This is a genomic window from Caballeronia cordobensis (assembly GCF_001544575.2).
GTDB classification, from domain to species: domain Bacteria; phylum Pseudomonadota; class Gammaproteobacteria; order Burkholderiales; family Burkholderiaceae; genus Caballeronia; species Caballeronia cordobensis.
Genome location: NZ_FCNY02000006.1, coordinates 164319 through 186672, shown reverse-complemented (window position 1 = coordinate 186672; position 22354 = coordinate 164319). Strand labels below are relative to the sequence as shown.

General features: G+C 64.5%; 21 protein-coding genes. 6 read left to right on the top strand and 15 right to left on the bottom strand.

The window, feature by feature from the left end:
• Window positions 1-2 precede the first annotated feature (2 nt).
• Complete coding sequence (locus tag AWB70_RS13475; protein WP_053571560.1) at window positions 3-1748, top strand: alkyl sulfatase dimerization domain-containing protein; 1746 nt, start codon at window positions 3-5, stop codon at window positions 1746-1748.
• An 11-nt stretch (window positions 1749-1759) separates the two neighbouring features.
• The gene (locus tag AWB70_RS13470) at window positions 1760-2644 is read left to right on the top strand and encodes an alpha/beta fold hydrolase (protein WP_053571561.1); all 885 of its coding nucleotides are present in this window, start codon (window positions 1760-1762) and stop codon (window positions 2642-2644) included.
• A 70-nt stretch (window positions 2645-2714) separates the two neighbouring features.
• Here the strand turns inward: AWB70_RS13470 and AWB70_RS13465 are convergent, their stop codons facing one another.
• The 10 genes from AWB70_RS13465 to AWB70_RS13420 form a co-directional block, all read right to left on the bottom strand.
• Window positions 2715-3836, bottom strand: a complete 1122-nt coding sequence (locus tag AWB70_RS13465; protein ID WP_053571562.1) for an acyl-CoA dehydrogenase family protein — start codon at window positions 3834-3836, stop codon at window positions 2715-2717.
• A 9-nt stretch (window positions 3837-3845) separates the two neighbouring features.
• On the bottom strand, window positions 3846-5039 hold the full coding sequence (locus AWB70_RS13460) for an acyl-CoA dehydrogenase family protein (RefSeq protein ID WP_053571563.1): 1194 nt from the start codon (window positions 5037-5039) through the stop codon (window positions 3846-3848).
• Between the two features lie 16 nt (window positions 5040-5055).
• Entirely contained in the window at window positions 5056-5850 is a 795-nt protein-coding gene (locus AWB70_RS13455; RefSeq protein WP_053571564.1) for a citryl-CoA lyase, read from the bottom strand.
• A gap of 14 nt (window positions 5851-5864) precedes the next feature.
• The gene (locus AWB70_RS13450) at window positions 5865-6377 is read right to left on the bottom strand and encodes a MaoC family dehydratase (protein WP_053571565.1); all 513 of its coding nucleotides are present in this window, start codon (window positions 6375-6377) and stop codon (window positions 5865-5867) included.
• A gap of 9 nt (window positions 6378-6386) precedes the next feature.
• Window positions 6387-7535, bottom strand: coding sequence for an acyl-CoA dehydrogenase family protein (locus tag AWB70_RS13445; RefSeq protein ID WP_053571566.1), 1149 nt, complete (start codon window positions 7533-7535; stop codon window positions 6387-6389).
• 21 nt (window positions 7536-7556) lie between these two features.
• Window positions 7557-8309 (bottom strand): 3-oxoacyl-ACP reductase FabG, encoded by a 753-nt coding sequence (fabG, locus tag AWB70_RS13440; protein WP_053571567.1) that lies wholly within the window; start codon window positions 8307-8309, stop codon window positions 7557-7559.
• Between the two features lie 180 nt (window positions 8310-8489).
• Window positions 8490-10568 (bottom strand): putative bifunctional diguanylate cyclase/phosphodiesterase, encoded by a 2079-nt coding sequence (locus tag AWB70_RS13435; RefSeq protein WP_053571568.1) that lies wholly within the window; start codon window positions 10566-10568, stop codon window positions 8490-8492.
• 106 nt (window positions 10569-10674) lie between these two features.
• The gene (gene cls / locus AWB70_RS13430; protein ID WP_053571569.1) at window positions 10675-11946 is read right to left on the bottom strand and encodes a cardiolipin synthase; all 1272 of its coding nucleotides are present in this window, start codon (window positions 11944-11946) and stop codon (window positions 10675-10677) included.
• A gap of 87 nt (window positions 11947-12033) precedes the next feature.
• Window positions 12034-12837 (bottom strand): DUF4410 domain-containing protein, encoded by an 804-nt coding sequence (locus AWB70_RS13425; protein WP_053571570.1) that lies wholly within the window; start codon window positions 12835-12837, stop codon window positions 12034-12036.
• 183 nt (window positions 12838-13020) lie between these two features.
• Complete coding sequence (locus AWB70_RS13420; protein ID WP_053571571.1) at window positions 13021-13878, bottom strand: hypothetical protein; 858 nt, start codon at window positions 13876-13878, stop codon at window positions 13021-13023.
• 212 nt (window positions 13879-14090) lie between these two features.
• On the opposite strand from AWB70_RS13420, the gene AWB70_RS13415 reads away from it, so the two are divergent.
• On the top strand, window positions 14091-14879 hold the full coding sequence (locus tag AWB70_RS13415; RefSeq protein ID WP_053571572.1) for an SDR family NAD(P)-dependent oxidoreductase: 789 nt from the start codon (window positions 14091-14093) through the stop codon (window positions 14877-14879).
• Window positions 14880-14900: 21 nt separating this feature from the next.
• Here the strand turns inward: AWB70_RS13415 and AWB70_RS13410 are convergent, their stop codons facing one another.
• Complete coding sequence (locus AWB70_RS13410) at window positions 14901-16325, bottom strand: UdgX family uracil-DNA binding protein (protein ID WP_053571573.1); 1425 nt, start codon at window positions 16323-16325, stop codon at window positions 14901-14903.
• Window positions 16325-17536, bottom strand: coding sequence for a putative DNA modification/repair radical SAM protein (locus AWB70_RS13405; protein WP_053571574.1), 1212 nt, complete (start codon window positions 17534-17536; stop codon window positions 16325-16327). The genes AWB70_RS13410 and AWB70_RS13405 overlap by 1 nt, the downstream gene beginning before the upstream one ends.
• 104 nt (window positions 17537-17640) lie before the next feature.
• Between AWB70_RS13405 and AWB70_RS13400 the strand changes: the two genes are divergently transcribed.
• From AWB70_RS13400 to AWB70_RS13390, 3 genes are all read left to right on the top strand, one after another.
• Complete coding sequence (locus AWB70_RS13400; RefSeq protein WP_053571575.1) at window positions 17641-17862, top strand: hypothetical protein; 222 nt, start codon at window positions 17641-17643, stop codon at window positions 17860-17862.
• Window positions 17863-17980: 118 nt separating this feature from the next.
• Window positions 17981-18301 (top strand): hypothetical protein, encoded by a 321-nt coding sequence (locus tag AWB70_RS13395; protein ID WP_041733940.1) that lies wholly within the window; start codon window positions 17981-17983, stop codon window positions 18299-18301.
• Window positions 18302-18592: 291 nt separating this feature from the next.
• On the top strand, window positions 18593-18904 hold the full coding sequence (locus AWB70_RS13390; RefSeq protein WP_235024236.1) for a hypothetical protein: 312 nt from the start codon (window positions 18593-18595) through the stop codon (window positions 18902-18904).
• Window positions 18905-19025: 121 nt separating this feature from the next.
• On the opposite strand, the gene AWB70_RS13385 is transcribed toward AWB70_RS13390, so the two are convergent.
• The 3 genes from AWB70_RS13385 to AWB70_RS13375 form a co-directional block, all read right to left on the bottom strand.
• Window positions 19026-20447 (bottom strand): MFS transporter, encoded by a 1422-nt coding sequence (locus AWB70_RS13385; protein WP_053571577.1) that lies wholly within the window; start codon window positions 20445-20447, stop codon window positions 19026-19028.
• 213 nt (window positions 20448-20660) lie between these two features.
• The gene (locus AWB70_RS13380; RefSeq protein WP_053571578.1) at window positions 20661-20915 is read right to left on the bottom strand and encodes a DUF6723 family protein; all 255 of its coding nucleotides are present in this window, start codon (window positions 20913-20915) and stop codon (window positions 20661-20663) included.
• A 222-nt stretch (window positions 20916-21137) separates the two neighbouring features.
• Window positions 21138-22115, bottom strand: coding sequence for a tetratricopeptide repeat protein (locus AWB70_RS13375; RefSeq protein ID WP_075644309.1), 978 nt, complete (start codon window positions 22113-22115; stop codon window positions 21138-21140).
• Window positions 22116-22354: the final 239 nt, after the last annotated feature.

Genomic DNA, 22354 nt, shown 5'->3' with positions numbered 1-22354 from the left:
GCGTGAACAGCGAAGCCTTTTATCGCGGCGGTCAGGATCACAACAAGATGGCCGCGCCGAACGGCGCGATCGTCAATGGCGATTTTCTGCGCTTTGCCGCAAAGACGCAGTCGAGGATGCAGGTTCATCAGGTATGCGAGGGCCTTCGCGTCATCACCGGCTATCACAGCGTCAATTGCATCGTGGTCGAAGGGCTGACGGGGCTGATCGTCATCGAGACGGGCACGAAGTTCGGTCACGGACGCGATCTGCGCGCGATCATCCGAAGCTTCAGCGACAAGCCTGTCAAGGCGCTCATCTATTCGCACCATCATTACATCGGCGGGGCGGCGGGACTGCTCGACGGCGAGCGCATCGAAGAGGTCCAGGTGTTCGCGCATCCGCAGACGGAGCAACTGGCCGCCACCACGTCGAACATGCTCGGCCCGATGCAGCTCAGGCGCATCGGCATTCAGTTCGGCGCTTACCTGCCCGATCGCGGCCCGGACGCGCGTCTCGGCAAAGGCGAGAAATCTTTCGACGATCCGCACCTGAATGCCTTCGCGCCGTTGGCGGTCACGCATGCCGTCGCGGATGGCGAGTCGATCACGGTCGATGGCGTGAGCATGCGCTTTCATCACATCATCGGCGATACGCGCGATTCGCTCGCGATCGAATTCCCGGACCTCGATGCGGTGGTCGCGAATTCCGCGCTCGCGCCGATGGCTTATCCCATGTACACGCTGCGTGGCGATTTCTTCCGCACTCCAGATGAACTGATCGCCGCGCTCGACCTGCTGCGCGATCTCGACTACACCCACGTGATTCCCGTGCACGGCAATCCGTATCTCGATCGCGCGAGCGCGCAGGCGGCGCTCACCGCACATCGGGACGCTTATGCCTTCATCTGGAATCAGTGCCTGCGCGCGATCAATCGCGGCATGACGCCGGACGAGATGGTCGCGAGCATTCGTCTGCCCGAGCATCTGCTGAACGATCCCGTGTTGTATCCCGGCTATGTGGACTGGGAGTACGGCATTCGCGGCATCTATCGCGGGCTGGTGGGCTGGTATAGCGAAGACGGCGCGGATCTTCATCCGCCCGCACGCGGCGAACTGGGCGGCGTGCTCGTCGAAGGCTTCGGCGGCGCGAGCGCCTTTCTCGACCGCGCGCGCACCGCGATGGACGAGCGCAAATACAACCTGGCCGCGAGCCTCGCAAGTCTGCTGATGGCGGCGGAGCCGGACAATCGGGCCGCCAGACAGTTGAAAGCCGCCGCGCTGCGCGCGATGGCGCAGAGCACCCGCACCGGCATTCAGACGCGCAACTTCATGCTGACCGAGGCGCTGCACCTCGAAGGCAAGACGGACTGGCACATCCCGTCGCCGCATTCGTTCTTCGGTGCGCCGAGCGTCGATTCGCTCATGCAGCGGCCGCCGCAGGAACAGGTGAAGCTGCTCGAACAGCGCGTCGATGCGAACGCCGCGGCGGCTTTGCGGGCGAACGTCGCCTTTCGCTTCGACGGTCACGGCGAGTGCGGTCTCCTGCTGCGCCCGTCTGTCGCCGAATTCCGCAGCGAAGCGCCCGCGCATGCCGACGTCACGTTCTCCCTCGATGCGCGAACGATGGCCCGCCTGAGCCTGCGCGAGACCGGCCTGGCCGAGGCCATCGAGGCCGGCGACGTTCGCGTGAGCGGCAACGAAACGTTGATCTCCAAAATCGAAAAGGCATTGACGCTCGCGTCATCTGCCGTGTCGTCGGAACGATAAAAGGGCTACCCATGTCATCGAAAATCGAACATCACTACGCTACGCTCAACGGATTCAAGTTTCATTACGCGACCTGCGGCCAGCCCGGCAAGCCGATGCTGCTATGCGTGCACGGCTTTCCCGAAGGCTGGTTCGCATGGCGCGGCGTGATGGAGTCGCTCGGCGAGCAGTATTACGTCGTTGCGCTCGACACGCGCGGCATCAACGAATCCGCCGGACCGACTGACATTGCCGGTTATCGTGTCTCGAACATGGTCAGCGATCTGGTCGCGCTGCTCGATCATCTCGGCCAGCGCAAGTGCATCCTCGCCGGGCACGACTGGGGCGGCGCGATCACGTGCTCTTTCGCGATTGCGCATCCGGAGCGTCTGCATGGGCTCGTGATGATCAACACCACGCACCCGGGCGTGTTTCTTCGCGAACTCGCGCGCAATCCGCATCAGCGCAACGCGAGCGCCTACATCAACCTCTTTCTGAGTGAGAGCGCCGAAGCCACCATCAGCGCGCACGGTTTCGCCGCGCTGCGCGCCGGGCTTGGCGTGGACCCGCGCACGGGTGCGTCGCCCGAGTGGCTCGACGATTCGCTGCGCGATCTCTACACACGTTCGTGGTCCACGCCCGGCTCGCTGCGCGCGGGCCTCGCCTACTATCGCGCGACGCAAGCGCGCGGCGCAGAGAAATCGTATGCCGACGATGCATGCTATCGCGTCAGCGTGCCGACGCTCTTCATCTGGGGCGAACAGGATCGCTATCTGCTGACCGGCTGCGTCGAAGGGCTCGATTCCTTCTTCTCGGATGTCCGCGTCGAGCGCATTCCCGAAGCCACCCACTGGATCATCCACGAACAGGGCGGACGCGTGAGCGCGTCGATGGCGAAGTTCATCGAATCGATCTGAAGAAGAGTGATGCAATGAAAAACGCCCGCGTTTGAATGACGCGGGCGCGAGAGGCGAGAGGCGAAACGGCTCAGATAGCCTGAGCGTAGAGATCCGTATGATGACTCGCGTCGCCGAACATCTGCCCGGCCGCGGTGAGAAACTTGAAGTAATCCCCCACAGCAAGCTCAGCCGTCACGCCGATTCCGCCGTGCAACTGAATGGCCTGCTCGCCAACGAAACGCCCCGCCTTGGCGACGACCGTCTTCGCCGCGCTGATGTCGCGCCGCCGCTGCGCCGCATCCTGCTGTTGCACGGCGGCGATCGCGCAATAGGCCATCGAAAGCGCCATTTCCTTCTGCACCATCATGTCGGCCAGGCGATGACGCAGCGCCTGGAACGCCGCGAGCGGCTGCCCGAACTGACGGCGCGTGTTCAGATACTCGGCCGTCATTTCGATGAGGCGCTCCATCGCGCCCACCGATGCACCGCACAACGCCGCGATGCCTCGCCCGATGCCCGCTTCGAGAATGTCCGCGCCGTCGCGCGCATGGCCAAGCATGTCCGCTGCGCGCACGATGACCGCATCGAAATGCACTTCGGCCGCCTGCTGGCCATCGACAGTTGGATACGCGCGCACGGTCACGCCCTTCGCGTTCGCGGGCACGATAAAGAGCGTTACCGCCTCTGCATCCGCATTCCACGCCGAGACGATGAACGCGTCCGCCGCCCCGCCATGCCACACATGCACCTTGCTGCCGTCGATGCGAAAGCCCTCGCCCTCTTTCGATGCGCGCGCTTTCGGCGCGCGGAAGTCGTAGCGCGCGTCGCGCTCCTGCCAGGCCGGCACGACGATCTTGCGGCCATCCGCCAGCGAGGGCAGCCACGTGTCCTTGAGTTGCGTGCTGCCATGCGCCGCGAGCATGCTCGCGCTCATCACGCTGCTCGCGATGACCGGTTCGAGCAACAACGCGCGGCCCGCTTCGCGCTGAACGGCGAACACATCGGCGGCGCCGTTGCCGAATCCGCCGTATTCTTCGGGCACGTCGAGCCCGAGCACGCCGAACTCCGCATATGCGCGCCACGCATCGCGGCACAGGCCCGCGTGATCGCGCGTGACATTGCGCCGGTGCTCCGCCGTGTATTCGTTCTCGCTGAAGCGCCGCAGCGTATCGGCCAACTGGCGCTGCTCTTCGGTGTAGTTAAAGTCCATGTTGCCGCCTCACTGTTCGAGGATTGCCTTCGCGATGATCTCGCGCTGCACTTCGTTGGTGCCGCCATAGATGGTCGGCTTGCGCAACTCCAGATAGCTGCCCGTCACGCCCGCCGCATGCGCGGGGCCGGGCGTCCAGCCGTCGAAGCCGCCCGCGAGCCACGCCGATGCATACGGCCACGCATCCGGACCGAGCACATCGAGTTGCAGCGCGGCGATTTCCTGCTGCAACTCCGAGCCGCGAATCTTCAGGATCGACGCCTCCGGGCCCGCTCCACGGCTGCGCGCCTCGGTCGCCACGCGCAGCAACAGCATCTCCAGCGCGGTGATCTCCATTTCCACGCGCGCGATCTTCTCGCGCACGCGGATATCCTCGATGAGCGGCTTGCCGCCCGACTGCGCGACTGCCGCGTAATGCTTGAGCAGGTTCAACTCGCGCAGACAATTGCCGACGCCCGCAATGCCGGTGCGTTCGTGACCGAGCAGATACTTCGCGTAAGTCCAGCCCGCGTTTTCCTCGCCGACGAGATTCTCAAGCGGCACTTTCACGTCGTCGAAAAAGACTTCGTTGACGTCGCACGCGCCTTCGAGCGTCGTGATCGGACGCACGGTGATGCCCGGCGTTTTCATGTCGATGAGCAGCAGCGAAATGCCCGCTTGCGGCTTCGCTTGCGGATCGGTGCGCACGAGACAGAAGATCCAGTTCGCGTACTGCGCATACGACGTCCACATCTTCTGGCCGTTCACGACGTAGTGATCGTCCTTGCGCACGGCGCGCGTCTTGAGCGATGCGAGGTCCGAACCCGCGCCCGGCTCCGAATAGCCCTGGCACCACAGCTCATCCGACGACAAGATGCCCGGCAGGAAGCGCTTTTGCTGCGCTTCATTGCCGAATTTCATCAGCACGGGACCGATCATGCTGAGACCGAACGGCAACTGCCGCGGCGCGCCCGCGAGCGCGCATTCCACTTCGAACAGATGGCGTTGCAGCGTGGTCCAGCCCGTGCCGCCGAACGCGACGGGCCAGCCCGGCGCGCCCCAGCCGCGCGCGTGCAGGATGCGCTGCCACTGCACGAAGTCCTCGCGCCCGAGATGACGATGACCCAGCACCTTGTCGCGAATGGATGCCGGAAGCTTTTCCCGGACGAAGCCCTTCACTTCCTCGCGAAAGGCCAGATCTTCTTTCGAATACGTTATGTCCATATGCAATCCTTATCGTTCACGAAGCGCGCTTCTGCGCACGCACCGGAATCTCGTTGCGCGGGTCCTGCGTCAGAACCAGATCCCAGAGCGCCTGCCCGACCGGCTCCTTGCGCTCTTCATAAAGATGGCCGATCAACCCCGCCGCGCGCCCAACCAGCATGAAGCCGCGCGCGAGCAGCGGGTCGAGCCCCATGTCGCCGATGATCGCGCCGATCGCGCCCACCGCGTTGATCGGCAGCGCCTTGCCGCGCTCCTCGCGAAACACGCGCTCGATCGCGAACATCAGGCGCCAGTGCTTGCCAAAGTAGCCGTTCTCGCGCGAGACGCCCGCGAGCGTCGCCACGCGCGGATCGCCGTTCACATGGATCGGATGGCCCACGCCGTAGATCGGCTGCTTCTTCTCCCGCGCGCGCGCCAGCGCCTCACGCGCGCATTCGAGCACGGCTTCGTCGCTGGCGTCGTCGCTCAGGTCCTTTGCCGCTTCGATCAGCATTTCCGCCGCGTTCTGCGTCGTGCCGAGAAACACGCTGCCCGCGCCGAGCAGACCGGCCGCGACCGCCGCCTGCATCGCCTCGGGCGCGCCGAGATAGGTCAGCCGCGCGCTCATTGCGCTCGGCGTGAGACCGTGATCGCAGGCCGTCACGAGAATCAGGTTGATCATGCGTTTCTCGCGCGCGTCGGGCACGCGGTTCAGGATGGTCAGCATCATCGTTTCGATGAAATCCATCTTGCCGAGAATCTCGTTCGACAGATCCTTGCCGCGCACGGTGATCGTGTCGATGGTCGTATAGCCGATTTCCGTCTTTATCATGAATCGTTCCCTGTTCATTGAGCGGCAGGCGTCGCGCCGGGACGCCTGCTCACCATCATCTTCACGAGGCATTCGCACACCATGTCGCCATGCTGGTTGAGCGCGACGCGCCGGAATTCGACGATGCCCCGCGCCGCATTCGAGGTCTCGCGCCGCGCCGTCACTTCGATGCTGACCTTGATGGTGTCGCCGATCAGCGTCGGACGCGGAAAGCGAAAGCTCGTTTCGAGCATGCCGACGAGCGACGGCTCCAGCAATTGATTGATCACCGTGCGCGTATTGAGCCCCGACATGATCGACGCCACCAGCATGCCGTGCGCGATGCGCGTGCCCCACGCGGTGCCCGCCGCATACTCGGCATCGACATGCACGCGGTTATAGTCCGCGCTCAAGGCCGCGAAGCTCACCACGTCCGCTTCGGTGACGGTGCGGCTCGACGTTTCGAATTGCAGGCCGGGCGTCATGTCTTCCCAGTAAAAGCGCAGCGCCGAGACATCGTGCGGTGCGCAGACTTCCATCGTGCTCATGACGTGCTCCTAGACGATGGCCGACATGCCGAGCACTTCGCGCCCGACGATGAGCGTCTGCACCTCGGCGGTGCCTTCCGGAATGACGCCGCCGCTCGTGTCGCGGAAAATCCGTTCGAGCGGGTATTCCGTCGAATAGCCGAGGCCGCCGTGCACGGCGATCGCGATCTTCGCCACTTCGTGCGCGGCTTCGGCGGCATAGAGCTTGGCGATCGAGCATTCGATGCGCGACGGCAAGCCCTTTTGCAGCGAGACGGCCGCCTTGTAGCCGAGCGCGCGCGCCGCTTCCGTGCGCACCATCATGTCGACGATATGCTTTTGCACGAGCTGGAACTGGCCGATCGGCTTGCCGAACTGCTTGCGCGTCTTCGCATATTCGACCGACAGGTCGAGCGCCGCCTGCGCCGCGCCGACCGCGCCCATCGCGATGTTCATGCGGCCGTAGTTCAGGCCGATCGCCATGGACTTGAGCGCCGTGCCTTCTTCGCCAAGCAGATTTTCTTTCGGAATGCGAAGGTCTTCGAGAAAGAGTTCCGACGTGCCCGACGCCTTCAGCACCATCTTGTCGACGAGACGCGCATCGATGGGCGTCGCCGCTTTGTCGACGAGGAAGAGCGAGGGCTTGCCGTCCGAGGTCGCGCTGTAGGTGCGCGCGAGCACGATCACATAGTCCGCCGCGACGCCGTTGGTGATCCACAGCTTCGTGCCGTTGAGGAGGTAGTGATCGCCCTTGTCTTCCGCGCGCGTCTCGACGCCCGCCGGGTTGGAACCGTGATTCGGCTCGCTGAACGCCACGCAGGCGGCCTTCTCCGAGGCAAGCACGGGCGCGAGAAAATGCGCTTTCTGCCGCGCGTCGCCGTGCTGGCTCACGAGCCGCAGGAACACGTTGGTGATATTGACGATGGTGCGCAGCGAGCCCCAGTAATAGCCGGCTTCCTCCAGCATCATCGCCCAGGTGACGAAGTCGAGCCCCATGCCGCCCGATTCCTCGGGCAACATTCCGCCGATATAACCGAACTGGCTCACGCCCGCGAGCACGTCGAGGGGAATATGCCGCGCCTTCTCGCATTCGTCGATGCGCGGCGCGACTTCATTGCGCAGATAGCGGCGGATGCTGTCGCGCAGCGTGATCTGATCCGCGTCGAATTCAAAGTCCATCGTTGATCTCCGGTGCGAGTGTCAGGAAGAGAAACGTCCGCCGGTCACGTAGAGCGTGACCCCGGAGATATAGCGTGCGCGCTCCGACGCCATGAACGCCACCGCGGACGCGATGTCGTCCGGCACGCCGAGAAAGCCCACGGGCGTTCTTGCGACAGCGTTCTCGCGCAGCGTTTCGTAGGTGGGATTGGCGCGCATCAGCTCGGTTTCGACGAAGCCGGGCGCGACCGCGTTGACGGTGATGCCGAACTTCGCCTGCTCCAGCGAGAGCGCGCGCGTGAAGCCGACGAGGCCAAGCTTGGCCGCGCTGTAATTCGTCTGCCCCGGATTGCCGAAGACCGAGCGCGACGCAATGTTCACGATGCGCCCCCACTTGCGGGCCATCATGCCGCCCAGCACGGCGCGGCTGCAGTGGAACGCGCCCTTGAGGATGGTGTCGATCACGGCGTCCCACTCCGTCTCGTCCATCTTCGTGAGATAGCGGTCTTTGTTGAAACCCGCGTTGTTGACGAGAATATCGACCGCGCCGAATGCTTCCGATGCCTGCGCGACCATGCGCGTCACGGCGTCGCGATCGCATACGTCGCAGCGCGTTGCGATGGCGCGCGCGCCGCTCGCCTCGATCTCGGCCGCGACCTGCTCGGCGGCGGCGAGATCGATGTCGGATATGACGACGTGCGCCCCTTCACGCGCAAGCGCGCGCGCCACTTCGGCGCCGATGCCCCGGCCGCTGCCGGTGACGAGCGCGGTCTTGCCGCTGATGCCCAAATCCATGTCTTGCGTCTCCCGTTTCTGTCTTCTCGAAACGCGCGGCGCGACCTCTTGCGCCACTCGTGCGGATACAGACTACGAGTTGGGAGCGCCGCGTTCAACGCGGAAAACGGGTGGTGGGCGGGGAGATTCGGGTGGGAGGAAGAGAAAGCGCGCCCTTACGAACGAAGGGCGCGCCGCGGATCAGGCGGTGAGTTCGCTGACGGCGCCGCTTTCCAGCATCACGCCGAATGCGTCCGCGGAAAGCGGCATGGCGAGCAGAAAGCCCTGCATTTCATCGCACATCATGTCCTGAAGCCGGTCGAGTTGCGATCCGGTTTCGACGCCTTCCGCGACGACGTCCATATCGAGCGAATGCGCGAGCGCGATGATCGCCGAGACGATCGCGCGCCCTTCCTGCCCGTTTTCGTCGAGTCCGTTGGTGAAGAAGCGGTCGATCTTCAACTGCTTGGCGCGAAAACGCTGCAAATACGCGAGGCTCGAATAGCCCGTGCCGAAATCGTCGATGGCGATCTCGAAGCCATTGTCCTGAAACGCGCGGATCATGTCGATGGTGCGCGGCGCGTCCTGCATCGCCACCGTTTCGGTGATCTCGAACATGAGCTGCTCGCTCTCCACGCCTTCCTCGCGGACGATTCGCAGAATATGCGCGACGAGGTCCGCCTCGTGCAACTGCCGCGGCGACAGATTGATCGCCACCTTCACAAGCGGATGGCCCTCGCCGCGCCATTTCGCGAGTTGCCGGCAGGTCTCGCGCACGACCCAGTAGCCGATCTCCACGATCTGCCCGGAACGTTCCGCGATCGGAATGAATTCGATCGGCGTCAAGGTGCCGATCTGCGGATGATCCAGCCGGATCAGCGCCTCCGCGCCCGCGAGTTCGCCGCTCTTGCCGCGAAACTTGGGCTGGAAGAGCAGATAGAAATGACCGGCGTTCAGCGCCTCGTGCAGCGCCTGCTGAATCTGCATCGTACGCAAGGCCGCTTCGTTCATGCTCGCCTCGAAGAAGCGATACGTGCTGCGTCCGCCGCGCTTGGCCTCGTACATCGCGACATCGGCGTGCTTGAGCATCGACTCGACGCTCTCGCCGTCCTGCGGATACAGCGCAATGCCGATGCTCGGCATCACCTGCAACGGATGATTGCCCGCGTGCAGGCCCTTTCGCATGGTGTCGAGAATGCGCTCGGCCATTTTCTCGGCGTCGGCCGGCGCGTTGAGGTTTTCCAGCATCACGACGAACTCGTCGCCGCCCAGCCGCGCCACGGTATCGCCGCCGCGCACGCATTCCTGCAGGCGTCGCGCGAACGCCTTCAGCACTTCGTCGCCGACCGTATGGCCGAGCGAATCGTTGATGGTCTTGAAGCCGTCGAGATCCATGAAGAGAATCGCGAAACGGCTGCGGTCGTGCCGCGCGTTCCTGATCGCGCGGTCGATGCGCTCGTTCATCGTGCGGCGGTTCGGCAAATCCGTGAGCGTGTCGAAGGTCGCCATGCGCACGATCTGCCCGTTCAGGCGCGACACGGACCCGGCGAGCAGCGCCGTGCGCGCATCGAAGCGCGACAGGACGAGCGTGATGATCAGGATCGCCAGCGTGAACATCGCGATCGTCGTGGCGAGCCAGCGCGCATCGACGTCGTTGGCCGCGCCGCAAATCGAGCCGGGCAGAAACTGCGCCGCCGCGTTGCCCGTGTAATGCATGCCGGTGATCGCCATGCCCATCACCACGGCCGACGCGATGCGCTTGCCGAGCACGTTCTTCTGGCTCGCGTCGGCCAGCGTGTGCGCGATCCACAGCGCCACGCCCGACGCGACCACCGCGATCACGATCGACGCCGCGAAGAGCCACGGATCGTACTGGATCGCCGGCTGCATGCGCATCGCGGCATCGCCCGTGTAGTGCATGGTCGCGATGCCCGCGCCCATCAGCAGGCTGCTCGTGAGAATGCGGCGCGCGGTCAGCCGCCTGCTCGTGATGACATGGAGCGCGAAAAACGACACGAGCACGGCGATGCCGAGCGACGCGGCGGTGATCTTCAGATCGTAGCCGAGCGGAATCGGCAGTTCGAACGCGAGCACGCCGATGAAATGCATCGACCAGATGCCGATGCCCATCGACGCCGCGCCGCCCGCGAGCCAGACATGGCGCATGCGCGACTGCGAAAGCATCGCGATGCGGCCGGAGATATCGAGCGCGGTGAAGGAAGCGAGCGTCGCCACGACCAGCGATGCCGCGACCAGCCAGAAGTTGTAGGTGCCGTGCATAGCTGCCAGTAGCCGGAGACTTGTTTGCGTGAGCGTCTTATCGGCTTGCAGGCGTGCTTCTTTAGGCTCGAAACGGTGAATATTCGCGGCGCGTGGCGCGCAAACGTCAAAGCTGCGAATCGAGCAGCGCGACGATGCGTTCTATGAGCTTTTCAGCAAGCGGACGGCGGCGCCAGTCATCGAGCGTGATGCGCTTCGCATGGGTGACGTCGTCGTCGAAAATCGCGGTCTGCTGCCGCGCGAAATCGCGATCGTAGATATTGAGGTTGGCTTCGTCGTTGAGCTTGAACGAGCGGCTGTCGAAATTGGTCGAGCCGACCGACACCAGATACTCGTCGACGACGATGAGCTTGCAGTGGAACATCGTCGGCTGATACTCGAACATTTCGACGCCCGCCGCGAGCAGATCGCCCCAGCACGCGCGCGACGCCTCGCGCACGGTATGCGTGTCGATGCGCTTGCCCGGCGTGATGATGCGCACCTCGACGCCGCGCCGCGCCGCCTCGACGATCGCGTTGATGGTCAGCTTGTCCGGCACGAAGTACGCGCTCGACAAGTGGATTGAACGCGTCGCGGCGGTGATCGCCATGAGATACATCAATTGCATGTCGTCGCTGCCGCCCGAGGGCGAACTGCTGAACATGTGCGCGAGACCGTCGCCCGCGGCGTCGATTTCCGGAAAATAGTTCGCGCCGTGCAGCACGTTGCCGGTCGCCTTGACCCAGTTGTCCATGAAGACGGCCTGCATCTGCCCGACCGCCGGGCCTTCGAGGCGAAAATGCGTGTCGCGCCAGTGTTTTTCGTCCTGCGCGTGCCCGGTCCATTCCTCGGCGATACCGACGCCGCCCGTGAAGCCGATACGCCCGTCGATCACGAGCAGCTTGCGGTGCGTGCGGTCGTTCATGCGCCCGAGGCCGGTCCAGTGCGGCTTGTGATACTGGATCACTTCCGCGCCCGCCTCGCGCAGCATGCGCAGATAGCGCTTGTCCATCTTCGACGAGCCCACCCAGTCGAGCAGGACATGCACGGCGACGCCCTCGCGCGCCTTGTCCGACAATGCGCGGGCAAAATCCTCGCCGATCGCGCCCGACCAGTAGATGAACGTCTCGAAGGTGATCGACGCCCGCGCCGAGCGGATGCCTTCGAGCATCGACGGGAAAATCGCGTCGCCGTTCACGAGCACCTGGAAGCGGTTGCCGCCGATCACCGGCGGGCCGAGCAGCAGGCCCATCGAGCGGATGAATTGCGGATCGTGGCTGCCGTACAGGCGTTCGATCTTGTGCTCGATTTTCTTCTCGCCGCTCGTCAGGTTCGCGATCACGAGCACGACGGCGAGCGTCGCCACCACCGTCAGGACTATCAGGGCAATCGTCGGCATGCGCGGCCTCGCGAAGCGAACATTCGTCCGGAAGTCTAGTTTAAGCACGTTCCGGACCGCGCGTTCCGTGCTTGCCTGATCCGCCCCTTAACTCTTCGCCGGCATCCAGCCCTGATCCTGGCCGAGTTTGGCGATTTGCTTGGCGATGCTGTCGCCGAGGCGCTTCTCGTCCGACGACACATCCGCGTGCTTCTTCTCCGACAGGCCGTGCACCCCGCCCGAGACCGCGAGCGAGGTCGCGACATGCCCGGCCACCGCGCCGACGCCCGCCATTTCCGCCACGCCCGGCATGTGGCCGCTGTCGGCGTTCGCGTCGAACTGTTCGAGCAATTGCGGCGTGCCGTGCGCGGGCTTGTAGACGAGCTGGACGGTCGCGCCGACCTTGCTTTCGCCCGCGCCGAGGCCGATCAGCACGCGGCGGCGGCGATTGCCGGCGTCGATCGTGCTGAAGTTGCCTTCCACGACGAGCACGTTCTGGTCTTGCGGCGGCGGCACGTCGGCGCGCACGGCGCGCAGGCCCATCGACTGAAGTTTCGCGACGATTTCGTTGGCGACTTCCTCGCGCGCCGCGATGGCGTCCTGCGCTTCTTTCTGCGCCTGCGAATCGCCGGAAAACGCCGAGCCGATCTTCGAGATCATGCCGTGATTGTCGAGCTTGACCTCGCTTGCGTCGCTGGCGAAGGGGTAGACGTAAATGGTGTCGGGGCGTGCGGGCGCGGCGGCGGTCTGCACGTATTGGCCGGCGCTCTGGTTATATTGAGTCGCGGCTTGCGCGGGATTGCTCGCGAAACCCGCGAACGCCGCCGTGCCGACGATGAGCCCGGCCAGCGCCGCGCCACGCGCCTTGTTGACGATTGCCCCGAGCGACGAGAATTTGATCGAGTTGGACATGTTGCATCTCCGTGCCGGCCGCGCCGGGAATATGAGTGGATGGATGCGTGATGCGGCTCTCGTTTCTCGCTGCTGCTTCGTTTTTCGATCACGCAGGCGCACTATGAACGACGGCTGCGCGCGCGGCTATCGAGCATTTATGTCGCGGGGTTTCATCGGGCGCAAAGGCCCGTGGCGCAAGGCTCAGCGGCGTATCGGACCATACAGACCGAGCTGCTCGATCTGCGCGGATTCGCCCGTGCGGGGAACGATCGACGCGCGCTGTGCGGCGAACCAGCGGCCGAAATCCCCTTCGAACTTCATGCCGCCCTGATGAACGAGATTCGACCGGGTATCGATGACGGGACGCACGCCCAGCGCCGCGACGCGGCGGCAAAACGCGTAATCCTCGGACAGATAAAAGCCCGTTTCGGGATCGATCATCGTGTCGAAGAAGGTGTAGTGGAAATCGGCGTTCGCGGCACGCGCCGCTGTGCCGAACTCGCTCGGATAAGGCTTGTATTGCAGCTCCGGGAAACGTTGCATGAGTGCGAGCAGCACTTCCCGCTTGATCATCATGAAGCCAGTGGGCACATCGACGACTTCCAGGAAGCCGTCTGCGTCGGGAGAGCCGGATGCGGCGTGCGGGCTCACCGGGAAGCGCGAGAAGCGCGCGCGGAAATCGGCGCGGCGCGTGCCCGCGGGCAACGCTTCGGCCAGGCCGGATGCCGGCCAGCCGTCGGCTTTCAGCGGATAGACGCCTGCCGCGACGGACCGGTCCGCATGCAGGAGCCGGAACACGTCCGCAGCCGTGAAGCCGATGTCGCTGTCGATCCACATGAGATGCGTGAAGCGTTCATCGGCGAGAAAGTTGGCGACCATCACGTTGCGCGCACGCGTGATGAGACTTTCGAAATTGTTGAAGCCAACGGTAAAGGTCAGTCCTTCTCGGGACCCAGTGTGGGTCAGATCGAGCAGGCCGTTGATGTAGCACGTGGCGGCGGTCCCGCCGTAACTGGGCGTCGCGATATATAGATGCGCTGGCGTGGGGGAATCGCTCATGGTCTCTTTGAATCGATGGACGTGCCCGGAATGGACCGCAAAGTATAGCGGCCTCTATTTGTCATCCTAACTAGATAGTTCCTAAGCGGTGTCGCCATAAAGACGACGTTCGGCATGTTTTGTGCACAACAGGCTGCTTCTGGTTAACATCGTCGGAACGCGTCGCGCACGTTCTCGACGCATTCCGCAACACCTTTCCCAAAGGAGCACACATGGATCTCAAGATCGCCAACAAGCTCGCGCTCGTATCCGGATCGACGAAGGGCATCGGCCACGCCATCGCCGTGGCGCTCGCGCGCGAAGGTGCGCGCGTGATCGTCAACGGGCGCTCGCAGGCGTCCGTCGATGCGGCGCTCGCGAAGCTGCGCGAGCTCGTGCCGAACGCGCAGGCCGAAGGCTTCGCGGGCGACGTATCGGACGCCGCACAGGTCGATGCGCTCGTGCAGCGCTTTCCGCACGTCGATATCCTCGTGAACAACATGGGCATCTTCGATCCGAAGCCTTTCGAGGAAATTTCCGACGACGAATGGCTGCGCTTTTTCAACGTGAACGTGATGTCGGGCGTGCGGCTCTCGCGCGCGTATCTGCCGAAGATGAAAGAGAAAAACTGGGGCCGCGTCGTGTTCATCAGCAGCGAGAGCGGCATTCAGATTCCCGTCGAGATGATTCATTACGGGCTCACGAAAACCGCGCAACTCGCGCTTTCGCGCGGACTCGCGGAAACGTGCGCGGGCACGGGCGTCACGGTCAATTCGGTGCTGCCGGGGCCGACGAGTTCCGAAGGCGTCACCGATTTCGTCGAAAAGCTCTCGGGCGGGCAAAGTTTCGACACGTTCGAAAAGCAGTTCTTCGAAGAAGCGCGTCCGACCTCGATTCTCAAGCGCTTCATCACGCCCGAGGAAATCGCCAACACGGTGGCGTACGTGTGCTCGGAATTGTCGTCGGCGACGAACGGCGCGGCCTTGCGCGCGGACGGCGGCGTCGTGCGCGCGGCGTTCTGAGCGCGCGCCGCTGTTTCGACGTTATTTCGACGCGAGTTCGCGCGCCTGGTCGAGCGCCGCGACGATGGCCGCGACGGTTCGCTCGCGCGCGGCCTCGTCGTTCTGCCGCAGCGCATACGACGGGTGATAGGTCGCGACGACGAGCCTGTCGCCATACGGCACGACCCGCCCGATGTGGGCCGAGAGCGTCGCCCGCCGGCCGAACAGCGCCGAGAGTGCGGTGGCACCGAGCGTGACGATCACGCGCGCGCCGGTGCGCTGCAATTCCTGATCGAGCCAGTAGGAACACGCCTCGACTTCCTGCTGCGCGGGCGTCTTGTGCAGACGGCGCTTGCCGCGCGGCTCCCATTTGAAATGCTTCACGGCGTTGGTCAGATAGACCTGTTCGCGCGGCACGCCAGCGCGTTGCATCGCGCCGTCGAGCAATTGTCCCGCCGGCCCGACGAACGGCTCGCCCTTCAGATCCTCCTGATCGCCCGGCTGCTCGCCGAGCAGCATGATGCGCGCATCCGCCGGCCCCGCGCCGCCCACCGCCTGCGTCGCGTTGCGCCACAGATCGCAGCGGCGGCACGTATCGAGCGAGGTGGGCGCATCGCGTTCGGGCTGCGCCTCGTTCGCTTCGACCTGAACCGCCTTGCCGCCGAGCGCGCCCACGCGCGGCGCCTGCGCGACGCGCCGTGCGCCGCCGCGCGCATCGCTCACGAGTTGCGGAATCAGCGCGCCTTCGGGCAAGCCTTTCCAGAAGCGCACGGGCATGTGCTGTTCGAGCGCGGATTCGTTCAGGCGCGCGGGATTGAAAATGCTGCGGTAATACGTCATCCAGAGCGCTTCGGCGGCGTCGGGCGTATCGGGATGTTGGCTCGCGTGTTCCGATGCCAGCGCGCGGCGGCGCTCCAGTTGCAGGCGTTCGCCGTCGAACATGGCCGCGCCGTCGGGCGTCGCGATGAGCCACGTCGAGCGGCCCATGCGCGCCGCGAAATGCTCCGCGCCCCAGGCGAGCACGTCGTGATCCGGCTCGTACCAGGCAACGTACTCGGGCGCGCCGAGCGATGCGTCGCGCTGGCGAAAGCGCACATACGCGATCATGTCGTGCTGCGCGCGGCGCACGGCCTTCGCCATTTTGTAGAGGCGCGCGCCGTCTTCATCCGCGGGCGATGCCGCCGCGCGATCGCCCCGCGCCCAGCGCCACAGCACGCGATACAGAAAACTCCAGCGGCGCGCATCGCGGAAATGGGCGGCGTCTTTCAATAGCGCCGCGAGCTCGCGCGACACGCGGATCTGCGGCGCGTCAGCCGAAGCGGCATGCGCCGCGGTGTCGCCGAACAACGCGGGCGCCGCCTGCGACGTGCGCCAGTCCACCGACTCGGGCGCAAGCCCTTGCGCGAGCGCATCGAGCGCGGCGGCGCGCCAGGCGTCGAAATCGTCGTCGATGGCGATGACGCGCATCAGATCAGCGAAAGCTGCACCGGGCCCGTGGCGAGCGCGCGCCGCAAATCGTCCGACGACGCCTCGGTGAGCGGCGGCCGGTAATCCGCCGTGACGATGAACGGTTTCACCTTGTCCATGCCGCAGCGCAGCCGCACGAGATCGTGATAGCGCACGCGTCGCGCGCGCCGCAATTCGACGATGCGCTTCGCGTTGCGCATGCCGATGCCCGGCACGCGCGCGATCATGCGCGCGGGCGCCGCGTTCAGATCGACGGGAAAGCGTTCGCGATGCGCGAGCGCCCACGCGAGCTTGGGATCGACATCGAGCGGAAGGTTGCCGGCCTCGCCGAGCAATTCGGCCGCGCCGAAGCCGTAGCCGCGCATCAGAAAATCCGCCTGATACAGCCGATGCTCGCGCAACAGCGGCGGCGCTTTGGACGGCACGCCCGACGGGCTGTCGGGAATCGGGCTGAACGCCGAGTAATAAACGCGCTTCAACTGATACGAGCCGTACAGTGTTTCGGCGGTGCCGAGGATGGTGCGGTCGTCGGTTTCGTCCGCGCCGACGATCATCTGCGTGCTCTGCCCCGCCGGCGCGAAACGCGGCGCACGCGGCTCCGCTTCCGATTCCTCTCGCGCGACGCGGATATTGCCCATTGCCAGCTTGATCGTGCGGCCGCTTTTTTCCGGCGCAAGACGTTCGAGGCTGATCTCCGTCGGCAATTCGATGTTCACGCTCAGGCGATCCGCGTAACGCCCCGCCTGCGCGATGAGTTCGGGGTCGGCGTCCGGAATCGTCTTCAAATGGATATAGCCGCGAAACTGGTGTTTCTCGCGCAGCGTCTTCGCAACGAGCGCGAGCTGCTCCATCGTGTAGTTCGACGAACGAATCACGCCGGAACTCAAAAACAGGCCGTCGATGTAATTTCGGCGGTAAAAATCGAGCGTCAGGCTGACGACTTCTTCGGGCGTGAAGCGCGCGCGCGGCACGTTGCTCGAACGGCGGTTGATGCAATAGCGGCAGTCGTACAGACAAAAGTTCGTCAGCAAAATCTTGAGCAGCGAGACGCAGCGCCCGTCTGGCGTGAAGCTGTGGCAGATGCCCGAGCCGGTGCTGGCGCCAAGGCCGTCTATGCCGCGCGACTCGCGCTTGGGCGCGCCGCCGCTCGCGCACGACGCGTCGTACTTGGCGGCGTCGGCGAGAATTTCGAGCTTTTCGGAGAGATCCATCTTGAAGGCTATACTGTATGTATATACAGTATCTCATAGGGGTATTCGAGTCAACGGTTGCGCACACTTCGCGCCTGCCCACGAACTCATCACCGGAGCCGCTCATGCGTTTCGACTACAAGACGTTCCATATCGACTGCACCGCGCGTCATGACGAAGACGGCAGCTACTACGCGCACGCGCGAATCACGCGGTCGCCCGGAGATCACATCGGGCATCTGGAGGTGTTCGAATCAGGCGAACTCGATGCCTTCGCAAGCGAATGGGACGCCGTGCATTGCGCACGCGCGTGGGCGATCGAATGGTGCGACGAAGCGGTGGCCTAGCGCATCGTCAGCGCGCGGGCACTGCCGCGCGGCACGGCGATTGCGGAAGATGGTTGGCGGCGGCGCATTCGTTTGTCAGGCGGCGCGTACCAAGACCATCGATCAACGGGAGGACACCATGAAGAACGCGAAGAGAAGCTTGCTTGTTTCGGCCATGATCCTGAGCCTGTCGGGCGCGGCGTTCGCGCAGGGCGCGGGCGGCGGCGGAGGGGGTGGAGCCGGCGCTGGCGGCGGCACGGCGGGCGGCAATGGCGCTGGCCAGGGCGGCACCGGCATGAGCACGCCGAACAGCGGCGGCGTGACGGGCTCGACCTCGGGCGCATCGGGCGCTAACACCATGGACTCGTCGCAAGGCGGCAAGATGCACAAGAACAGCAAGAGCGGTTCGAGCAGTTCCGGCTCGGGCTCATCGAGCGGCGGCGCTTCTAAGTCGTACTAAGCGTATCGGCTTGCGCCGTGCGTGTTTTGTGAATTTGCTCGCGCTCGGGTTTCGCAACGAACCCGAGCGCGTTTTTAACGTCGTCTGTCGGCTTACCCCTCCAATGCATCCCTGCGGAATAGGGATTTCCTGCTCGCTCGCATCGCCGTAACTTGGCTCCTGAGCGCTTTCGTCGTTCAGACGCGGCTGCATTGCCGTTTTCAGCGCTCGATCCTGTTTATCGACCAGGCTGCAAGGAGTCCGAGAATTGCGTTCCCGGCTGCTTGTGCGTTCGTTTCAAGGAGCTGGAACATGAAGGCGAAACTCAATCCGAAATTTTTCGCGATGATGGCCGCTTGCGCGCTCGCGACCAGCGTCGCCACTATCGGCGCGGCGCGGGCTCAGGGCATGACGGAGGCGCAACAACAACTGATTCAGACGATGCGCCCGATGGTCATGGCGCAGGCCACGCCCGATCAGCAGCAGACTGCCGCGATGCCCGCGGCGCAAACCGACGAGACCGCATACGGCGGCATGTCGGCAGGCATGAGCGCTTCCGCGGGCGGCCGCGGTCAGGGCGGCTGCAGCGACAAGCCGCGTTGCGACATTTTCTTCGGTCAGTGATGTAACGAGGCTTTTGCGTCGCGGGCGCGCGTCGTCGCCGCTCGCGATTCGTTACCTGGTGCGGGTCGCCAATGGCCCGGCGCACACACGCCGGGCCATTGTTCATTCGACGCCAGAAGAATCAGGCGTGCCGATGCTCCGTCATCCCCTCATGCACCGCACCCTCGGAAGCGTGACGCGCCATCCCAGCCTTCTTCGCCCCCGGCGTCTGCCGCCCACGCAGCGAGCACCCCACCGTCTCGGTGACGAACACCAAGGCCACCGCGCCCACCGCGCACGCGGCCATCATGTAATACGCCGGCACCAGCGTGCTGCCCGTGCGGCCGATCAGCCAGTCGGTGACCATCGGCGCGGTGCCGCCGAAGATCGACGTCGACACGTTATAGGCGATCGCCATGCCCGCATAACGCGCCTGCGTCGGGAACATCGCGGGGAACATCGCCGAGATGCTCGCCAGTTGCGGCACGTAGAGCAGACCCAGCACGGCGAGTCCGATCAGCGCCCCCGCGATGCCATGCGACATCAGCGTGAACATCGGCACCGCGGCGACGAAGAGGCCGACCAGCGACAGCCACCACACCTTCTTGCGCCCGATGCGATCCGACAGCGCGCCCGCGAACGGCAGCAGCACCATCATCGACAACATGCCGATCAAGGGCAGCAGCAGCGAAAGATTGTCGCTCATGCCGAGCTCCTTCTTCATGAAGGTCGGCATATAGGCGAGCAACACATAGTTCACGACGTTGAGCGCCACGACGAGGCCGCCGAGTTGCAGCAATGGCTTCCAGTACTGCGAGAACAGTTCGCGCAGCGGCACGCCCTTGTGCTGCTCGCGCTCCGCCGCTTCGGCGCATTCGCGGAACACCGGCGTGTCTTCCATCTTCGAGCGCAGATACAGGCCGATCAGACCGAGCGGCGCCGCGACGAGAAACGGCAGGCGCCAGCCCCATGCGTGCATCGCGTCGTTGCCGAGCAGGACCGAGCAGCCGAGCATCAGGAACGCGCCGAGCGAGAAGCCCGCGAGCGTGCCGAATTCGAGGAAGCTGCCGCAAAAGCCGCGTTTGTGATCGGGCGCGTACTCGGCCATGAAGGTCGCCGCGCCGCCGTACTCGCCACCCGTCGAGAAGCCCTGGATCATGCGCAAGGCGATCAGCGCCACGGGCGCCCATATACCGATGCTCGCATACGAAGGCAGCAGGCCGACGACGAGCGTCGCCATCGACATGATGAGAATGGTCAGCGCGAGCACATGCTTGCGGCCGAGCCGGTCGCCGAGCGGTCCCCAGAACAGTCCGCCGAGCGGCCGCACGAGAAAGGAAATCGCGAAGGTCGCGAGCGCGAAGAGCGTCGCCTGCGCGGTGCTGCCGGGAAAGAGCGCGGCCGAGATGTAGGTGAGGCCGTAGCTGTAAATACCGTAGTCGAACCACTCGGTCGCGTTGCCGATGGCCGATGCCGCCATCGCGCGTCGGATCGGGCCGCGCGCGTGGGCATCGCCGGACGATGCCTGCGCGTCCTGCCTCGTGGTGGGTTGCACGTAACTCATAGTCGTTTTCCGGATGCGTCAGTGACCCGGTGCCGCGCTCGAATTCGCGCATCGCACCGCCTTGAGGTCAAGATACAGACGCATGCCGCCCGCCCGGCATGTCCTAGGACGATTAGCGCGCTGGGGTTTTCCCCGAAGCCCGGCCGATTCTCGCCGCCCGCCGAGCAACGCGAGCGCGTGTCATAGGACATTCAGCGCCCCGCCAGACGGCGATCACGGCTCGGGATTGGCGACGTCCGCCGCGACGATACGCCCGCCAAGCGCCTCGGCCGCGCGCCGCGCATCGTCGCTCGACTCGAACGGGCCGATGGTCTCGCAGCCGTCGAATGGATAGAGCACGCGCTTGTCGCGCTTTCTCACGACTTTCAGGGTGCCGATGTGCATGCCCGTCGCGTTCACTACGTAGGACGCGTAGATGTCGAAGCCTTCGTGGGTCCCGGCTTCGGATGTCGGTGTGGTTCTGGGCATCGGTCTGGACATGTTTCGCTTGGGACGGGTCGGCAAAAGTGATGGCGAGAACGGTCGCATCTCGTCGATGCGACGCGTCTGCGTTCAGCGACACGTCCAGCAAACTGCGTTCCGCGCCATGGGCGGCGGCGACCAATAGACAGGGGGAAGAGAGAAATGAAGCCGGCGAGCCATGTCGCGGCGTGATGCCGCGGCGTGGCTCGCCGTGAACCGCTGGATGGCTTATGCCCGCTGGCTGGCATCCTTTGCGACCGGATTCAGCTTGGGATGGCCGCTCGCGTAAAGCACCTGCTTGTTGGTGTCGATCTGTCTCGCCAGCACGAAGTTCAGCGCATTGCTTGCGACAGCATCGCCGGGCTGAATCGACAAGGCGTTCCGAAGCGCGGCTTCCGCCTCGATGAAATGTCCGAGATCGATCAGCGCGAGGCCGAGGCCGCGGCTCGCTTCGAAGAAAACGGGCCGCATCGACAAGGCCTGCCTGAACTGCGCCTCGGCTCCCGCAAGATCCATACGACGGTGCGCGACGTTACCCAGGCCGCAATGCGCCTCGGCAGAAGCGGGTCGCATCGCGAGAGCGAGTTCGAAGGCGGCGTCGGCGTCCGCGAGCTTGCCGGCGGCACAGTGCACGTCCCCGAGCCCGAGATGGCCGTCGATTCGCTGGGGACTCAATTCGACGCTGCGGCGGAACGCGGCTTCGGCCTCGGCAAGTTTGCCCTGCTTGCGCAGCGTATCGCCGAGCGCCAGATGCGCGTCGATGAACGCCGGTTCGCTCGCGATGACCTGGCCGTACACATCCGCTGCTTCGTTCAGGCGGCCCCGCAAATTCAGAACGCCGCCGAATATATATTTGACGGACACGTCGTCCGGAGCAAGCTTCAGGGCGTGGGTCGCCTCCGCCTCGGCCTCGGCGCCGCGTTGCAAGCTCATCAATACGAGCGCGTGATTTGCATGGATCAGCGCCGCGTCCGGCGCAAGTTGCAGCGCGCGCTGCAAGAAGGTTTCAGCCTCGGCGAGCCGGCCGAGTTGCCGCAACACGAGTCCCAGGTTGTTATGCGCCGCCGCCGAATCCGGCTGCTCGGCCAGATCTTGACGCAGTGCTTGTTCCGCCTGTTCCAGACTCATTTCGGGACGGCTATTCGTTTGATTCATGTGACTCTCGTGCAAGCAAAGGATGGATATGAATGGCGAACGCCGCGCCATCGGCACAGGGCTTTCACCGCGAAAGCCAGTCTAGGTAAGGAGGCGGCGCGCAACGATAGGAACGTTCAGAAAATGTCTTAGCTCCCCGGGCGAGGCACATTAAGCAAAACCTTGTCTCACGGCCTTTCCGCCGTCTCGTGCATGAATTCCGTAACAGACATTTTCGAATTGGCACATGGAACGCAGCCAGACCGCCCGATCCGCTAGCGGATCAGGTCGGCAAATTGCTAGTGATCCCT

Coding starts and splice junctions, on each gene's coding strand:
- AWB70_RS13470 (WP_053571561.1), top strand. CDS start 1,760: ATGTCATCGAAAATCGAACATCACTACGCTACGCTCAACGGATTCAAG.
- AWB70_RS13450 (WP_053571565.1), bottom strand. CDS start 6,377: ATGAGCACGATGGAAGTCTGCGCACCGCACGATGTCTCGGCGCTGCGC.
- AWB70_RS13390 (WP_235024236.1), top strand. CDS start 18,593: ATGAAGGCGAAACTCAATCCGAAATTTTTCGCGATGATGGCCGCTTGC.
- AWB70_RS13380 (WP_053571578.1), bottom strand. CDS start 20,915: ATGCCCAGAACCACACCGACATCCGAAGCCGGGACCCACGAAGGCTTC.
- AWB70_RS13410 (WP_053571573.1), bottom strand. CDS start 16,325: ATGCGCGTCATCGCCATCGACGACGATTTCGACGCCTGGCGCGCCGCC.
- AWB70_RS13465 (WP_053571562.1), bottom strand. CDS start 3,836: ATGGACTTTAACTACACCGAAGAGCAGCGCCAGTTGGCCGATACGCTG.
- fabG (WP_053571567.1), bottom strand. CDS start 8,309: ATGGATTTGGGCATCAGCGGCAAGACCGCGCTCGTCACCGGCAGCGGC.
- AWB70_RS13435 (WP_053571568.1), bottom strand. CDS start 10,568: ATGCACGGCACCTACAACTTCTGGCTGGTCGCGGCATCGCTGGTCGTG.
- AWB70_RS13425 (WP_053571570.1), bottom strand. CDS start 12,837: ATGTCCAACTCGATCAAATTCTCGTCGCTCGGGGCAATCGTCAACAAG.
- cls (WP_053571569.1), bottom strand. CDS start 11,946: ATGCCGACGATTGCCCTGATAGTCCTGACGGTGGTGGCGACGCTCGCC.
- AWB70_RS13375 (WP_075644309.1), bottom strand. CDS start 22,115: ATGGCGCGGCGTTCGCCATTCATATCCATCCTTTGCTTGCACGAGAGT.
- AWB70_RS13400 (WP_053571575.1), top strand. CDS start 17,641: ATGCGTTTCGACTACAAGACGTTCCATATCGACTGCACCGCGCGTCAT.
- AWB70_RS13445 (WP_053571566.1), bottom strand. CDS start 7,535: ATGGACTTTGAATTCGACGCGGATCAGATCACGCTGCGCGACAGCATC.
- AWB70_RS13415 (WP_053571572.1), top strand. CDS start 14,091: ATGGATCTCAAGATCGCCAACAAGCTCGCGCTCGTATCCGGATCGACG.
- AWB70_RS13385 (WP_053571577.1), bottom strand. CDS start 20,447: ATGAGTTACGTGCAACCCACCACGAGGCAGGACGCGCAGGCATCGTCC.
- AWB70_RS13405 (WP_053571574.1), bottom strand. CDS start 17,536: ATGGATCTCTCCGAAAAGCTCGAAATTCTCGCCGACGCCGCCAAGTAC.
- AWB70_RS13455 (WP_053571564.1), bottom strand. CDS start 5,850: ATGATAAAGACGGAAATCGGCTATACGACCATCGACACGATCACCGTG.
- AWB70_RS13460 (WP_053571563.1), bottom strand. CDS start 5,039: ATGGACATAACGTATTCGAAAGAAGATCTGGCCTTTCGCGAGGAAGTG.
- AWB70_RS13395 (WP_041733940.1), top strand. CDS start 17,981: ATGAAGAACGCGAAGAGAAGCTTGCTTGTTTCGGCCATGATCCTGAGC.
- AWB70_RS13420 (WP_053571571.1), bottom strand. CDS start 13,878: ATGAGCGATTCCCCCACGCCAGCGCATCTATATATCGCGACGCCCAGT.